The following is a 15,897-nucleotide window of genomic DNA, read 5'->3' on the forward strand; positions in this document are numbered from 1 at the left end:
TTGGCCACGAAAACGTATAAATTAGCTACATGCTGGGACAAAGTTCTTTTCCAAATTAGCTACATGCTTGGTCAGTAAAAAAATATGGATAACTATTAAGCTAATTATAGCTTTTACTACTTATTGATAATTATAAAAACCATACTAAAGGTTATACTACCTTCTATGCCATAGAGATCCTGCAGACCCGGCATCACATCTAGTTTCAAATGTTCAGATCTTAGTCCCAGCAGAATGAGCATAGTATCGACGTTTTCGTGGCCAATACATGTTTTGATCCTATCCTTCCTTTTTTCAGTTACACTGTGGCTTCCTTCAAACCCTACCACTATAAAATATAAACTGACAGTTTAAATTCTTATTAGCCACGAAAACGTATATATTAGCTACATGCTGGGACCAAGTTCTTTTTCCAAACTAGCTACATGCTTGGTCGGTACGGTAATAAAAAAGATTAATTATTAGCTAATGGGTTAATTCTACAATTAAAATAAGGAAACTTAATACCACCTTAGATGCCATAGAGGTTCTACAGACCCGGCATCACATCTAGTTTCAAATGTTCAGATCTCAGTCCCAGCAGAATGAGCAAATTATCGACGTTTTCGTGGTAAATAAATGTTTTGTAACTTGACTCTCTTGCTTTTGACTTGTAATTACCACTACCAGGTTCACAGACTTTCAGCACTTGCTAGACATATACTAGTAAAGGACCTGTTAAGCGGTATGCTTAACAGGTCCTTTGGGTTTATAGTTAATATGTCAAATTCTGAGCTTTGTTTCTTGCTTTTTTCATGTCTACTTCTAAGTAATAAATTCCGTTTATCATTAGCGAGCCCCCTGATAGAGTTTCGCTTTGGACATTGGAGCTGGATAAGCTATTGAAAGCACGCCAATTGTTTGTTACTACCGTTGGCGTTATATCTGTACGAACGAAAGGACTTATTTCCTCCATTATCTGCAGATACCTAGTGACATTACTAGCCTTTGTTAATTCATCCATTATTGCCATCATAACTTGTTGTTGTCGTTCAATTCTACCGAAATCTCCTCTATTATCTGAACGGAAACGTACATAATGTAAAGCTTCGCTACCATTTAAATGGTGGGTGCCTTTATGCATAAATACTGAACCATCAGTATTATCAATAATATCATTGGCAACATAGACCTCTACCCCACCAAGGACATCTATCATTCTCTCAAATGATTCCATATCGATTCTAGCATAATGGTCTATATGAATATCCAAAAAGTCTTCTATTGTTGTTCTTTGTCTATTTACTCCTCCAAATGCATGGGCATGATTAATTTTATCATAACCTCGTTCAGGAATTTTTACATACGTATCCCTAGGAATTGATAGCATAGCAGCTTCTTCAGTCTGTTTATTATATTGAGCTATCATAATCGTATCTGCTCTAGGGCCATCTACTCCTAATAAAAGTATATTAAGTAAATTAGGATCTTTTTCACTTTTGGGTTGTGCATATAACTCATCCATATCTCTTCTTATTCTGTCGACCCGAGACAATGTTTCTTCATCTTCTGGTTCAGGAGCAAGCTCCCCAATCTCTTGACTTAAAGAATCATCAAAGTCAGAAGTATCATCATGTTCAGCCTCGTCAAACATGGTATTATATAAGGCAAATATTCTATACCCTATGCTCCCTCCCCATATTAACAGTGGTACTAATAGCAATATACAGATTAAAATTATTTTTTTCTTTTTTTTGTTTGGTTGTTTTGCAGTTCTTTTCCCCAGTTTCTTTCACTCCCTATTATTTTGAAAATTTAAGTAGTTGCAAAACTATATAACACGATATAACAGCGATTTTATAAATAATTTTAAAAAAAATTTACCAAACGCCTGAGTGAAAATGTCATATGAGCATTTTGCAATTACCTAGATTCGAACATTACCCTGGACGATTGAAAAAATTAAAGGCTTTTCTATGCTTCTTAATACAAGAGAGTTTTCTTTTTAAAACTACTAAGTTACTTTTTGAAAACACAAATACCCAATCAGTTTTATGTAGCCTAAATAGTCTAACTATAGGAATGAGTCGATATTCATACCTGTTTATATCAGAATTTCCCCATACGTCTTTAACATTTTTTCAACCTAGAACAAGCATCATGTAAGACATTATATAACATAATTCGCCATAGATAAAGAGCAAGTTTTAAATTGTTATATTGAATTATTATAAAATTAAACTCCGTTAATAAGTTCTTAAGTCAGCTAACCACCATTAGATTCGCTTTATACCCCCACCAACATAAACTTTGAAATGATTATTGTTTCCAGTTTTTAGTTTTACTTTTATCTCCGAAGGCCTGTCCATTGTATATCCTTGTTCCATTACATATGATTTTAAGCTGGGAGAGTAATATTTTTGCAAATAGCATGCTAAAGCACCATTAGATGTACCAGTTGCTGCTTCTTCATTGATTCCGTAAAGAGGAGCAAAGTTTCTAGCATGAGCGTTGGAATTATGAAGTGACTCTAAAGTAAAAGCATGGATACCTACAATATTCAACTTTTTGCTTAGTTCCTTTATTTTATCAAAATTTGGTTTTAGGTTATATAGTGTTTTCAGTGATTTTACTGGTAAAATAAGGTCTGCTAATCCTGTAGACATAATTTGGATAGGCATATTTTCTAAATAATCTAAATTGTGAAAGCAACCCCTCATATCTGATGGTCTTATGATGTCCAAGTATTTGGGTTTTGTTTGTTCCATCAACACTTCTTTTTCTTTTATTTTGATTTGTAGAATTCCAGCCTTTGTTTGTTGGGTGTAGATTTCGTTAGTGTTTATTTTTTTTAAGTCTCTAAGCAAGTTAAACACAGCGATTGTAGCGTGACCACATAGATCTACTTCGCTGGTTGGAGTAAAAAACCTTACTTTAAAATCAGCTAATTGTGATTGGCTAACAAAGGCTGTTTCAGAGTAGCCAACTTCTGCAGCTATTTTTTTCATTTGCTGTTCCGTTAAATTATCTGCGTCAAACACCACTCCCGCAGGATTACCACCATTTTTCTGAACAGCAAAGGCGCTTACTTTATGTATTTTAATCATATGGTTTACCTCCAAAAGCTCTTTTTAAAGGGCAAAAGCGGATTTACAACCTTACTTAATAAAGGCGAATTTACAATTTACAATGGACAATTGACAATTAAGACCTTAGTTGGATGGTTAGTCAGTTGGTCAGTTGGTCAGTTGGACCAGCCATCAGCCACCAGCCACCAGCCACCAGCCAACTGCCACCTGCTAACTGCTACCTGTCAATAAACCACCTTTGTTCCAATATATTGTTATGGCCGGCACTGAGGCCGGCCGCTACCGCTTTGCGGGAAGTTATTTGTCATTTCACCTTTCACTTTCCACTTTCCCATTACGATAAAACCCAGCTTGTGCTGGGTTTTAGTTGGTAGTTTCTATTATCCCTCCGCCTAAGCATTCTTCACCTTTGTAGAATACTACTGCTTGGCCTGGGGTTACTGCTCTTTGTTTTTCTTTGAATATTACTTTGCAGGTGCTGTCATCATTTAGTATTACTTTACATCTTTGGTCTGATTGACGATATCTTACTTTTGCTTGACATTCAAACTCTTTTGGCTTTGGTTTGTCGCTTACCCAGTGTAGGTCTGTAGCTATTAGCGATTCTTTATAAAGTCTTGGGTGTTCTCCTTGCTCCACGTATAGTATATTATTTTTAAGGTCCTTTTCTATAACGAACCACGGCTCTCCGGTTCCAGAACCACCAATCCCTAATCCTTTTCTTTGCCCTAATGTATAGTACATCAAACCTTGATGTTGACCTTTAACTTTTCCGTCAAATGTTTTCATAGGTCCAGGCTTTGCTGGCAAATAGTTTTGGAGAAACTCTTTAAAATTACGCTCGCCTATAAAACAGATTCCTGTGCTATCTTTTTTGGTAGCTGTAGGCAAATCAGCTTCTTTAGCAATTTCCCTTACTTTTTTCTTGTCTATGTCTCCAATTGGAAACATCGCTTTGGAAAGTTGTTGCTGATTTAGTGTGTTTAAAAAGTAAGTTTGGTCTTTGTTATTGTCAACTCCTTTTATAAGCTTATATTCTCCGTCTATATAACGTACCTGAGCGTAATGTCCTGTAGCTAGGTAGTCAGCTCCAATTTTTAATGCATAATCTAAAAAAGCTGCAAATTTTATTTCCTTATTGCACATAACATCAGGGTTAGGAGTTCTGCCCCTCTTGTATTCATTTAAAAAGTAAGTAAATACTCTATCCCAATACTCTTTTTCAAAGTTAACTGTGTAGTATGGTATGCCTATATGGTCGCAAACCTTTCTAACATCGTTATAGTCTTCTGTTGCTGTACAAACACCACTGAGTTTTTTTTCATCCCAGTTTTTCATAAACACTCCGATTACATTATACCCTTGCCTTTTCAATAACAATGCAGTAACTGAAGAGTCAACTCCCCCTGACATCCCCACTACTACTTTTATATTTTGGTTAGACATTTTAATTAAATGTCACCACCTTTCTTTATTTTCAAGTTTAATCCCTTTACTCTATATATAGTAAAATATTATCATTAACACCCTAATAGATGCAAGGATATTATCTTCTAATTAAAAAACTAAAATTATAAGATTAAAGAAGCTTTCAAAGTTACCTAATCAACTAAAAAAATAGAGGGTCCCTCAGCAACCTAGCCAAAGAACCCTTTCACATAATTAACTAATCAAAGTTCATAACAAGCAGGACGATGGTAGTTGGCAGGTAGCTGGTGGTAGTTGGCAGATGGCTGGCGGCAGGGGGCAGGTGGTAGTTGGCAGATGGCAGGTGGCTGGTCCAACTTGTTCGGTCAGGACATGGTTAACAAAAATGGTCCAACACATGGTTAACAAATCATATAAAATGTTAGGTGAAAATTCATAAGGAGGTTTCACCTAATGCCATGGGAGGAGAAAAGTAAAGTGGATCAAAGAGAAGAGTTTGTTAACCGTGCACTAACCGAAAAAATATCTTTTACAGACCTATGTGCTGAATATGGCATAAGTAGAAATACAGGTTACAAGTGGAAACACAGGTATGAACAATATGGGCTTCAAGGATTAAGGGACCTAAGTAAAAGGCCCAAGGAGAGCCCCCAAAAGTTATCAGAAGACTGCATTATAAAAATACTAAATATTAAACATGCTCACCCCTCCTGGGGAGCCCGTAAGATACAAAAGATTTTCGAAAAAAATTATCCTTTTGAAAGCGTACCTTCTGAAAGTAGCATAAAAAGAATTTTTGAAAAAGCTGGGTTAGTTAAAAAAAGAAGAGTTAAAAGAGCTGATACTAACCAAGATGCGCTTAGGCAGCTTATCCAGCCTGAAAAACCTAACGATGTTTGGTCGGTCGACTTTAAAGGTTGGTGGTACTCCACTGATAACAAAAAATGTGACCCCTTAACTATCAGAGACGACGATAGTAGATACCTTCTTGCGACACGATTATTGCAAAGACAAGCCACAGAACCTGTAAAAGAAGTGTTTGAAGAGGTATTTAAAAAGTATGGCCTTCCAAAAACCATTAGAAGTGATAACGGCACACCTTTTGCGCATAGAGGGAGTTTATTAGGACTAACTAGGTTATCAGCTTGGTGGATGTCACTGGGAATTATTCCAGATAGGACAGAAGTTGCCAAGCCTCAGCAAAATGGCGGTCACGAAAGAATGCACAGAGATCTAAAAGCTGAGGTCCAAAAAATTAATAACAGTACTTATTCCCACAACCAAAAGATAGTTGAAGAATGGAGAAGAGAGTTTAATCATGTAAGGCCTCATGAGGCACTAGACTATCAAACGCCAAGTGATAGGTACACGCCATCTGAAATTAAATATAATGATGCTAGAATAAAAATAGGAGAACTTAAACATAGTAATTTCTGTATCTGATATAATATAGAAGTCAGATAAGGAGAGATTTATTATGAGTAAAAAAAACAAAAGATATAGTGAAGAGTTTAAACAGGATGCCGTCAATTATTATTACTCCTCTGGAAAATCAATAAAAGCATCTGCATCAGATCTTAATATTAGTTCCTCGGGTCTTGCAGGATGGATTAATAGTGCTAAGGCAAATGAAGGGGTTGTCAACCACCGTGGCTCGGGAAATTATTCATCCGATGCTGAAAAAGAAATTGCTAAATTAAAAAAAGAATTAAGAGACAAAGAGGATGCACTTAATATCTTAAAAAAGGCCATAGGCATACTGAACGAAGATTAACTGAAGCAATCTATATAGAGGTAAAAGCAGCCTCGGAAAAGCGCCGAATTTCAGTTAACAGTGTGCTTAAAAAACTAGGCGTTTCATCATCAGGTTATTATAGCTGGAAAAAGAGAACCACCTCAAACCAAGAGTTAAGAAAAAGATCTCTTTGCACAGAAATTACCGAGATATATAATGAATCACATCAAATATATGGAGCACCTAAGATCACTTCTATATTAAAATCCAGAGGGCATGCAGTATCAGAAAAGACTGTGGGCAACTATATGAAAGAGCTTGGTATTAAAGCAATTTGGGTAAGTCCTTATACGAGAACTACAATAGACCCAGATTTTGATTCTAAGCTTAAAAATGTATTAGATAGAAACTTCAACCCCAAAGCCCCTAATACAGTGTGGGTAACAGATATTACTTATATCCCCACAATTACAGGATTTGTATATTTAACATCAGTAATGGACCTATATTCAAGAGCTATAGTAGGTTGGCATCTGTCAGATAGTTTATCTACTGCTGGGGTTGTTAAAGCCATTGAAAATTCTAAGAGAAATAATGTTTTAGATACTCCTGTTATTATTCATAGTGACAGAGGGATTCAGTATGTTTCAAAAGCATATTTAAAAGCAACTCCAGCTGAAAAATTTATTCACAGCTATTCAAGGAAAGGTAATCCCTGGGATAATGCTGTAATAGAATCATTCCATTCTTTAATAAAAAGGGAATGGCTTAATAGGTATGTCATTAAAAACCTTATGCATGCTCATGAGTTAGTCTTTGAATATATAGATGCTTTTTATAATACCAAAAGAATTCACGGTCACTGTAAAATGGAGTCGCCCCATGAGTTTGAAAAAAAACATGCTATATAAATTAGATTACAGGTTTACTAAATTTAACTTGTCCTTTTTCTTGACATAGAACCATAATGGCAATGTGGATGAGATTATTTATCCGGTCAGTTTTGAGCGAAGGAAGGTAAATTCAAACGGTGCAGTGAAAATCAAATCCATAGAAATAACATTAAGTTATGCGTTATATGGCTATCACGTTGGCTTGAGTCAAAAAGATGAACATAACAGACTAAATGTTTGGTTTAACAGATTTTTATTAGGTGAAATTGACTTGCAAACCTATAAGTTTTACACTATTCAAAATGAAGAAAATAACAAGAAGTGTTAACCATGTCCTGAACCAAAAGTGTTAATCATGTCTTGAACCTGTACCAACTGACCAACTGACCAACCAAAAAGGTCTTAATTGTCCATTGTTAATTGTAAATTCGCCCTTACAAGGGAGGTTGTAAATTGTAAATTCGCCCTTATTAAGTAAGGTTGTAAACTCGCCTTTATTATTATCCTGTCTCACCAACTAGGAATGTTAGCTTAAAACTTTGGATACGGTGGTAAGTATGTCATCTCCATTATAAGGTTTTTTCACGTATCCATCAAAGCCATAATCCTTATAATAGGCCATTACGGGGTCATTTGAGTAACCGCTGGTAACTATTGCTTTAATGTTTGGATCTATTTTTCTAATTTTTTCTATTGCTTCTTTGCCACCCATTCCCCCCTGAATTGTTAAATCCATAATTATTAGATCGTAATACTTCTGGTTTTTAGCTACGCAAGATACTTCTTCTATTGCCTGCTCACCAGTTGTTACTAAATCAACATCAAAGCCTATATTTGTTAATACTGTTTCCAGAATATGCCTGATTCCTTTTTCATCATCCATAACCAATATTTTTCCACTTTTTTTATATATTTCACCATCTTCAAGAATAATGTTTTGCTTTAACTTCTCAGCTTCTTTATTTGTTGCCGGTAGATAGAAGCTCACATTAGTTCCTTTCCCTTCAGTTGACTCTACTATCATATGGCCGCCATGATTTTTTACTATTGAAAATGCTGACGATAAACCTAAACCGCTACCTTTTTCTTTAGTTGTGAAATATGGGTCAAAAACTTTTTCTAAATTTTCTTTGGATATTCCTATTCCTTGGTCAGCTACTGTAATTTTAGTGTAACTCCCTGCTATTAAGGGGATATAGTTATCATTATAAACCTCAGTATTTTTTCCTGTTATTTTAATTGTACCACCGTTAGGCATCGAATGCATAGCATTTAAGAGCAGATTATTAAGCACTGCGTTAATTTGACCTCGATCTATTTCTACAGGATGTAAGTCTTCTTCTATTTGATACACACACTTAATTGATGAACCTCTTAAAATAAAGCTTGCTGTTTCAACAATAAGTTCTTTAAGTGTAGCTGTTTCTTTTACAGGGGAACCTCCTTTTGAGAAAGTTAACAGCTGATATGTCAACCCTTGTGCAGTATCCAAAGCTTTTTCGGTTTCAATTATATAATCATCTTTGGTTTTTCCCTGCATAGATAAACACAAGTTACCTTTTATGACAGTTAAAATATTGTTAAAATCATGAGCTATCCCACCTGCTAGTACTCCTAAAGATTCTAGTTTTTTATTTTTCATAATTTCTTTTTCTAGCTCTATTCTCTCTGTTATATCAGCAAAAGCTATGACATATCCATGAGATTTCCCATTTTTGTCTAAAAGCTTTGCACATTTTAGCACTATACTTTTTTGTTCCCCACTTATGGTTTTTAGTTTAAAATGCCGTTGCTTATTTAACGATAAAATTCCCTTGTCCTTATGTATTGTAAACAAGTTAATAGGTCTTTTACATCTTGGCTGAAATATAGAGAGCACTTCCCAAATTCGTCTTCCAAATACATTCTGTGACTCAATCCCTAAAATCTCTTCACCAGTTTTATTTAAAGTTATCACTCTACCATAGAGGTCAGTGGATATTACTCCTTCTGTAACGCTTCGCAGTATTACGTCTAAATGTTCTTTTTTCTTATATAAATCTTCTTGTATTTTATCTCTTTTTTTAAGATCAGATATACCAAATATCGGAATTAGAAAGGTGATGACTGTTAATAATAAAATAGAAATAATTCCCTGTCTCTCTGCATATTTTAGTTCCCTGGAGCGTGATTGAATATAGGAACTATAAAGTTGATTTATTAACTGATACTCATCTTCCCTAGTTTTTTCATATGCTGAGCTATACAATAGTTCTACGGTATAACTTTCTAAATCAATATTATCCACATCGACAGCTACAGAAGTTGGATAAAAAGTCTCTTTTGAAGCCTGAAGCCTATCGTCACCGTGGTTTAACGCCTTAAATGAGATAATGTTTTCATGTTCTCTTAGTTTCGATGATAAATAAATTATTAAATGTTCTTTTTCCGTTAAGCTTTCTGCAAGAATTTTTAGATCGTTTAATATAACCTGCTGTTGTTGCTCTTCTAAACTTGGTTCTATTGAATTTAAGAGTTCCTGACGGCCGCCCCTTAGATGCAATTCTTGATATTCATCTAAAGATGTAATGTCATTTAGAACTCCTATCCGCCTTGAATGTTCAGTCAATTGATTTGACATAACAAGGTAGTCTAAACACTGCTTTCTAAAAACAAGTTTCTCATTATGTATACTTGACTGAGTAGTAAATGCAATTGTAATAAAAGTTACTGATATAATCAAACCAAAAGATAAAGTGATATATGTTAATATAGAGTTTGATAAAACACTTTTATATTTTGATACTTCTCCACTACTAGTTCTGAGGAATTTCATGATTCACCCCCTGAGTCTTAAGTCCCACCATGTTATATTTCGACATAATTTTACAATAACCTTTTACATTTAGCAATTTTTTCATAAACTCCGCTCAAAAAATGGTCAATCTTGATTTAGTGGCAAAAACTCTACTAAGGGACTTTAATTTTTGATATAAAAAATCTATTACAAACGCAGGCGAGCTTCCATTTGTGCAGCAAAAAAGTGTCTATCTTAAAACAGAAGAATATTCCTGTTTTAAGATAGACACTTTAACCGTTTGCAAAGATCCTTATTTCAGATATTTAATTTGTAAAAGCCAATCATATTAGCTAAGAATCAACAAGTCAGCGTAAAAAAACCTAAGGTTTGTAAATTCTATCTGTTAATAGGTTTTATGTCGATTTTTGCATAATTTAATATAGACATTGTTAATACATCCAAGGGATCAATAAAGGGATACTGTAAATTAAAATGTTCTTTTAAAATAGATAGTTCTGTACATCCTAAAATAACTGGCTTGACTCCTTGTGAGAATAGCTGGTTAACACACGATTGAAACTTTTCCTGACTTTTTGGTATTTTTCCTGCTTTTATATTATAGATAACATCCATTATATATTGTTGACAGTTAGCATCTAAAGAATGACTTTTATGACCATATCTAAATAATGCTTCATGATATACCTTAGAGCTAATTGTACCATCTGTAGCCAATATTCCCACCCCAGTCCCATCGGGAAAGTTATTAGTTATTAACTTACAGGTTTCGTCTATCATGTTTATAATTGGAATTTGTACCTTATGTTGTATCGCCTTATAGAAAACATGGGCTGTATTGCAAGGCATAGCAAGGAAATCAGCTCCCATCTTTTCTAAACTTTGCGCAGTTTTTATTAACTCTGGAGTTGGATCTACTCCATCGCCTAACACATAAGCAGTGCGATCAGGTATGTCGGTATTATTATTAATCAGAACATTTAAATGCTGTTGATCTTTGGCAGCATCAGTTCTGCATACTATTCTTTTAAAAAGTTCAGCGGTTGCTAATGGCCCCATCCCGCCAATTATCCCAAGTTTCACTTTATCCTCCCCTTTCCTACTTTTCATTTTTAAGAACAACAACCCTAACCCCTACGCATAAAATGAAATTAAATTATAGTTTTATACAATAACATTATTGTAACACATATATATATAATTGGATACTTTATGACAATTTGTCAATTACACTCTTTTATTCCGTTTTTATAAACCTCTTTATTGCCCAAGAAATGTTTTTATCTGTGTTTAACATTCATTTTCTCCCTATATCTTCTTTTTACTGCTTTCTTCGCCATGCCTACCTTTGATATTGCGTGTTTTGACAACGTTTTTAGCTATTTTGCGGGATAGTAAAGTAGTATGAAAATTGCTTAACAGATTTCACTAGGTTCCTCTAAGGGAATTAGGTTATCGTTAAGCAACTAGTGGAACTAAGCTGTAAGCTGCCATAAAAATAATTAACCCAACTGCTTTTTATAAACAGTTGGGTTAATTACTTTAGAGAATTTTCATTTCTTTTCCTACTTTTTGAAATATATCTACAGCCTTATCTAACTGTTCTTTTGAATGGCCAGCAGTAACCATACATCTTACTCGTCCTGTTCCTTTTGGTACAGTTGGGAAGATAATGCCGGAGACAAACACCCCATTTTCCAGAAGTTTTTTGCTAAACTCCATAGTTTCTGCTTCGTCACCTATAATAACAGGTGTTATCGGTGTCTCGCTCTTTCCTAAGTCAAAACCTAGAGTAGAGAGCTTTTCTTTAAAATATTTAGCATTTTCCCAAAGTTTGTCAGTATACTCTGTTGTCTCCATTAACATGTTAACAGCTTCTGTTATTGGCGCTACTGCCGCAGGAGGCAAGTATGTGCTGAATAATAGTGGACGACCACGGTGACTTAGCCATTGTTTCATGGTCTTTTTACCGGCTACATAACCACCAATTACTCCGATAGCTTTAGACAGAGTTCCGATAGTAAAATCCACTCTTCCATGAAGCCCAAAATGGTCTACTGTACCACGTCCACTTTCTCCCAGAACACCAGAGCCGTGAGCATCATCTACATAAGTCATAGCATTATATTTTTCAGCTAAATCAACAATTTCCGGAAGTGGTGCTATGTCCCCATCCATACTGAAAACACCATCAGTTATTATTAAAACGTTATTGTAATTATCTCTTCTTTCTTTCAATATTTTTTCTAGGTCTTCCATGTCACTGTGCTTATAAACAGTTTTGTCTGCTCTACTTAAGCGACAACCATCTATTATACTAGCATGGTTTAGCTCATCAGAAATAATCAAATCACCTTTTTGGGTAATAGCTTGTATAGCTCCAGCGTTACAATTAAACCCTGATTGAAAAACCATAACCGCTTCTTCTCTTTTAAATTCTGCAAGTTTTTGTTCTAAGTTCTCATGAATATCCATATTACCAACAATAGTTCGCACAGCACCAGCACCTACCCCATGACTTTCCACTGCTTTAACTGCTGCCTCTTTTAATCTAGGGTGGTTAGCAAAGCCAAGGTAGTTATTTGAAGAAAGGTTTATTACTTTTTTGCCATTTAATATGATTTCAGATTCGTTTGGCCCCTCTAAAACAGGTAGTTCTCGATAAACACCTTCTTCTTTAAGTTGCTGGATGTTTTCTTTTAGATAGTTTAGTTCATGAACATTGCTCATAAATATATATCTCCTTTCAAACTTTATTTTTCGTGTGGATAAAGAACTACTTTTCCGCAATCTCCAGATTGCATAAGCTCAAAGCCTTTTTTGAAGTCTTTCATTGGCAAACGATGGGTTATTACCGGCTCAATATTTAAGCTGCCAGATTCCAATAACCCTTTAACTTGAAACCAAGTCTCATACATTTTCCTGCCTGCTATCCCTTGAATAGTAATTCCTTTAAATACTACGTCATTAGCGATGTCCAGTGGCACTTCTCCATTTGGAATACCTAACAACGAGACTCTCCCCCCTAATTTAACATACTTTAGGGACTGCTTTATAGCTGTAGGATTTCCTGACATTTCCGCTATTACATCTACACCTTTTCCATCAGTAGCGTCTAATACTTTATTTACAGGATCTTCATTAAGAGGATTGATAACTATATCTGCACCTAATTTTTCCGCTAATTCCATGCGGTATTCATTGACTTCTAAAGCTATAACTTTGGAAGCTCCTGAGGCTTTAGCAACTGCTACTGCAAAAATCCCTATGGGACCACACCCAACCACGGCTATAGATTTACCAACTATATCACCTGCTAGCACTGTTTGGACAGCGTTCCCTAACGGTTCTTGCACAGAAAGATATGCTGGATCAATTCCTTTTGGATTAACCCATGCGTTTTCTGCAGGTATAGCTACATATTCTGCATAGGTTCCATCTATGTCTACTCCTAATATTTTTGTTTCTTCACACAAGTGGGCTTGCCCTGTCCTACATAACTCACATTCATTACAAACGATATGGGTTTCTGCCGAAACCATATCACCTTTTTTTACTAAAGTTACATCTTCTCCAATTTCTACTACCTCACCACTGAACTCGTGCCCCATAACATAGGGTGGTTTAATTCTACTTTGAGACCACTCATCCCAGTTATAAATATGAAGGTCAGTTCCACAAATGGAAGTAGCCATAACTTTTACTAATATTTCATCTGCTTTAGGTTTTGGGATATCCTTTGTTCCTAAGACAGCTCCTGACTTAGGTTCTTCTTTCATTACAACCTGCATTTTGTTTGCCATGCTAATTCCTCCTTTTAAGTTTTTACCAAAACTTTTCTATAATAATTATTTTCAACAAATATTAAATAAACTCCTTTAATATTTTGTTGATATTTATGTTACAAAAAGTCTCCAAAATAGATAATGGAAAGCGGAAAGTGGAAAGTAGGAAGTGGAAAAGCAAATCCCCCCGCAAAGCGGCAGCGGCCGGCCTCAGTGCCGGCCATAACAATGTATGAAAACAAAGCTGGTTTATTGGCAGGTAGCAGTTGGCAGGTAGCAGTTGGCAGGTAGCAGGTGGCTGGTGGCTGGTGGTGTTCAGGATAACAAAGTGGGTCTAAATTGTCCATTGTAAATTGTAAATTGTAAATTCGCTTTTATTAAGTAAGGTTGTAAATTCGCCCTTATTAAGTAAGTTTGTAAATTCGCCTGTCCAACTAACCAACTGACCAACTAACCAACTGACCAACCATCCAACTAAGGTCTTCATTGTCAATTGTAAATTGCAAATTGTAAATTGCAAATTGTAAATTCGCCTTTATTAAGTAAGGTTATAAATTCGCCTGTCCAACTGACCAACTGACCAACTAACCAACTGACCAACTGACCAACTCAGTATAACACATAACAATAATATTAGTATAGACTATAAAAGAGTAAAAATCCCTAACCCACACTTGCCAAGCATGTGGATTGGGGATTTTTTACATAAAGTATGTTTAAGGATACATTCTATTTAGCATTCTAGGGAATGGTATGGTTTCTCTGATGTGATCTAACCCACAAACCCAAGCTACTGTACGTTCTAGACCAAGTCCAAATCCAGAATGAGGGACTGAACCATATTTTCTTAAATCAATATACCACTGATATGCGTCTAGTGGTAGGTTCTCTTGCTCTACTCTTTCCATCAATAAATCAAGACTTGAAATTCTTTCACTTCCACCAATAATTTCTCCATACCCTTCAGGGGCTAGCAGGTCAGCTGCCAAAACAACTTCTGGGCGTTGTGGGTCTGGTTTCATATAAAAACTTTTTATTTTAGTTGGATAATGGGTTACAAAAACAGGTTTTTGAAACTGTTCTGCAATGATTGTTTCGTGAGGTGCACCAAAATCATCACCCCATTTAATATCTTCTCCTTTTTCCTGGAGTAACTCAATAGCTTTGTCATAGGTAATACGAGGAAAGGGCGCTTTTATTGATTCTAGTTTTGTCAAATCCCTATCAAGGACTTCCAGTTCTTTTTTATTGTGTTCAAGTACTTCCTCAACAATGTATGTTAGGTAATTTTCTTGTATTTGTAAATTTTCTTCAAATTCTACATAAGCCATTTCTGGTTCTATCATCCAAAATTCTATTAAATGACGACGGGTTTTAGACTTTTCTGCTCTAAAAGTTGGCCCAAAGCAATATACCTTACCTAACGCTAACGCAGCTGCTTCCATATATAGTTGACCACTTTGACTTAAATATGCTTTGGTATCAAAATAATCAGTTTCAAACAATGTAGTTGTACCTTCGCAAGATGAAGGAGTAAGAATTGGAGCGTCAACTAAAGTAAAGCCATCTTTATGGAAAAAATCTCTAGTTGCCTTTACCAAAGTATCCCTTATTTTCATAATAGCAACCTGTCTAGGGGAACGAAGCCATAAATGACGGTGATCCATCAAAAAGTCTGTGCCATGTTCTTTTTTGGAAATAGGGTATTCATCTGCTTTATGTACTAGTTCAACGTTAGTAATGGATAGCTCATAACCTGAAGGGGCCCTGTGATCTTCTTTTACAATCCCTTCTACGGTTACAGAGGATTCCTGTGACATCTCTTTTACTTTGTTAAAAAGTTCTTCTCCTACGTCATTTTTAACCATTACTCCTTGAATAAATCCTGAACCATCCCGCACTTGCAGAAAGTGAATTTTTCCACTAGAACGCAAATTATATAACCAACCCTGTAACTTTACTTCCTTGCCATTATATTTAGCAATTTCTTCAATACTGGTATGTAACATAATACTGACCTCCACTTTCTTGATAATAATTCGTTTTTTATTATCTAATTATTATAACATTTATTCTATACTATATCAATGTGGCTTTTTTAAGATCATAGCATCTATAAAACAATCATTTTTTAATTTAGTTGTTGCAAAAAAGCAAGGTTGCTTTTTCTTGTCAACCTTGCTTTTGTTTA

Annotated in this window: 13 protein-coding genes; 5 read left to right on the forward strand and 8 right to left on the reverse strand. The window is 35.3% G+C overall.

Going from position 1 to position 15,897, the window contains the following annotated elements; translation table 11 throughout:
- Window positions 1-754 precede the first annotated feature (754 nt).
- The 3 genes from PRVXT_RS08315 to mnmA all read right to left on the reverse strand — a co-directional run bounded on the left by PRVXT_RS08315 (window position 755) and on the right by mnmA (window position 4,514).
- Window positions 755-1,702 (reverse strand): LCP family protein, encoded by a 948-nt coding sequence (locus PRVXT_RS08315; RefSeq protein ID WP_350342420.1) that lies wholly within the window; start codon window positions 1,700-1,702, stop codon window positions 755-757.
- Between the two features lie 553 nt (window positions 1,703-2,255).
- On the reverse strand, window positions 2,256-3,086 hold the full coding sequence (locus tag PRVXT_RS08320) for a PhzF family phenazine biosynthesis protein (protein WP_350342421.1): 831 nt from the start codon (window positions 3,084-3,086) through the stop codon (window positions 2,256-2,258).
- Between the two features lie 345 nt (window positions 3,087-3,431).
- Window positions 3,432-4,514: a tRNA 2-thiouridine(34) synthase MnmA gene (mnmA, locus tag PRVXT_RS08325; protein ID WP_350342422.1), complete on the reverse strand. Its 1,083-nt coding sequence runs from the start codon at window positions 4,512-4,514 to the stop codon at window positions 3,432-3,434.
- A 435-nt stretch (window positions 4,515-4,949) separates the two neighbouring features.
- On the opposite strand from mnmA, the gene PRVXT_RS08330 reads away from it, so the two are divergent.
- The 4 genes from PRVXT_RS08330 to PRVXT_RS08345 all read left to right on the forward strand — a co-directional run bounded on the left by PRVXT_RS08330 (window position 4,950) and on the right by PRVXT_RS08345 (window position 7,452).
- On the forward strand, window positions 4,950-5,939 hold the full coding sequence (locus tag PRVXT_RS08330; RefSeq protein WP_350342423.1) for an IS481 family transposase: 990 nt from the start codon (window positions 4,950-4,952) through the stop codon (window positions 5,937-5,939).
- Window positions 5,940-5,973: 34 nt separating this feature from the next.
- On the forward strand, window positions 5,974-6,270 hold the full coding sequence (locus PRVXT_RS08335; protein WP_350342424.1) for a transposase: 297 nt from the start codon (window positions 5,974-5,976) through the stop codon (window positions 6,268-6,270).
- 14 nt (window positions 6,271-6,284) lie between these two features.
- The gene (locus PRVXT_RS08340) at window positions 6,285-7,142 is read left to right on the forward strand and encodes an IS3 family transposase (RefSeq protein ID WP_350345138.1); all 858 of its coding nucleotides are present in this window, start codon (window positions 6,285-6,287) and stop codon (window positions 7,140-7,142) included.
- 64 nt (window positions 7,143-7,206) lie between these two features.
- Window positions 7,207-7,452, forward strand: a complete 246-nt coding sequence (locus PRVXT_RS08345; protein WP_350342425.1) for a hypothetical protein — start codon at window positions 7,207-7,209, stop codon at window positions 7,450-7,452.
- A 198-nt stretch (window positions 7,453-7,650) separates the two neighbouring features.
- Here the strand turns inward: PRVXT_RS08345 and PRVXT_RS08350 are convergent, their stop codons facing one another.
- From PRVXT_RS08350 to tdh, 4 genes are all read right to left on the reverse strand, one after another.
- Window positions 7,651-9,939, reverse strand: coding sequence for a hybrid sensor histidine kinase/response regulator (locus PRVXT_RS08350; RefSeq protein WP_350342426.1), 2,289 nt, complete (start codon window positions 9,937-9,939; stop codon window positions 7,651-7,653).
- 360 nt (window positions 9,940-10,299) lie between these two features.
- A complete protein-coding gene (locus tag PRVXT_RS08355; RefSeq protein ID WP_350342427.1) occupies window positions 10,300-11,004 on the reverse strand; it encodes an aspartate/glutamate racemase family protein in 705 nt (234 codons plus the stop codon).
- Between the two features lie 459 nt (window positions 11,005-11,463).
- Window positions 11,464-12,651, reverse strand: a complete 1,188-nt coding sequence (locus tag PRVXT_RS08360) for a glycine C-acetyltransferase (protein ID WP_350342428.1) — start codon at window positions 12,649-12,651, stop codon at window positions 11,464-11,466.
- Window positions 12,652-12,674: 23 nt separating this feature from the next.
- Window positions 12,675-13,724: an L-threonine 3-dehydrogenase gene (gene tdh, locus PRVXT_RS08365; protein ID WP_350342429.1), complete on the reverse strand. Its 1,050-nt coding sequence runs from the start codon at window positions 13,722-13,724 to the stop codon at window positions 12,675-12,677.
- A gap of 123 nt (window positions 13,725-13,847) precedes the next feature.
- Here tdh and PRVXT_RS08370 point away from each other — a divergent pair, with 123 nt between their 5' ends.
- Window positions 13,848-13,997, forward strand: a complete 150-nt coding sequence (locus PRVXT_RS08370; protein WP_350342430.1) for a hypothetical protein — start codon at window positions 13,848-13,850, stop codon at window positions 13,995-13,997.
- Between the two features lie 425 nt (window positions 13,998-14,422).
- Here the strand turns inward: PRVXT_RS08370 and asnS are convergent, their stop codons facing one another.
- Window positions 14,423-15,715, reverse strand: a complete 1,293-nt coding sequence (gene asnS, locus PRVXT_RS08375; protein ID WP_350342431.1) for an asparagine--tRNA ligase — start codon at window positions 15,713-15,715, stop codon at window positions 14,423-14,425.
- Window positions 15,716-15,897: the final 182 nt, after the last annotated feature.

Origin of the sequence: Proteinivorax tanatarense (genome assembly GCF_040267685.1) — a bacterium.
Classification (GTDB): Bacteria; Bacillota; Proteinivoracia; order Proteinivoracales; family Proteinivoracaceae; genus Proteinivorax; species Proteinivorax tanatarense.

What these genes read in the sequence shown, in the direction of transcription:
- PRVXT_RS08320 (WP_350342421.1), bottom strand. Translation starts at nt 3,086, where the DNA reads ATGATTAAAATACATAAAGTAAGCGCCTTTGCTGTTCAGAAAAATGGT.
- mnmA (WP_350342422.1), bottom strand. Translation starts at nt 4,514, where the DNA reads ATGTCTAACCAAAATATAAAAGTAGTAGTGGGGATGTCAGGGGGAGTT.
- PRVXT_RS08330 (WP_350342423.1), top strand. Translation starts at nt 4,950, where the DNA reads ATGCCATGGGAGGAGAAAAGTAAAGTGGATCAAAGAGAAGAGTTTGTT.
- PRVXT_RS08335 (WP_350342424.1), top strand. Translation starts at nt 5,974, where the DNA reads ATGAGTAAAAAAAACAAAAGATATAGTGAAGAGTTTAAACAGGATGCC.
- PRVXT_RS08350 (WP_350342426.1), bottom strand. Translation starts at nt 9,939, where the DNA reads ATGAAATTCCTCAGAACTAGTAGTGGAGAAGTATCAAAATATAAAAGT.
- PRVXT_RS08360 (WP_350342428.1), bottom strand. Translation starts at nt 12,651, where the DNA reads ATGAGCAATGTTCATGAACTAAACTATCTAAAAGAAAACATCCAGCAA.
- tdh (WP_350342429.1), bottom strand. Translation starts at nt 13,724, where the DNA reads ATGGCAAACAAAATGCAGGTTGTAATGAAAGAAGAACCTAAGTCAGGA.
- PRVXT_RS08370 (WP_350342430.1), top strand. Translation starts at nt 13,848, where the DNA reads ATGGAAAGCGGAAAGTGGAAAGTAGGAAGTGGAAAAGCAAATCCCCCC.
- asnS (WP_350342431.1), bottom strand. Translation starts at nt 15,715, where the DNA reads ATGTTACATACCAGTATTGAAGAAATTGCTAAATATAATGGCAAGGAA.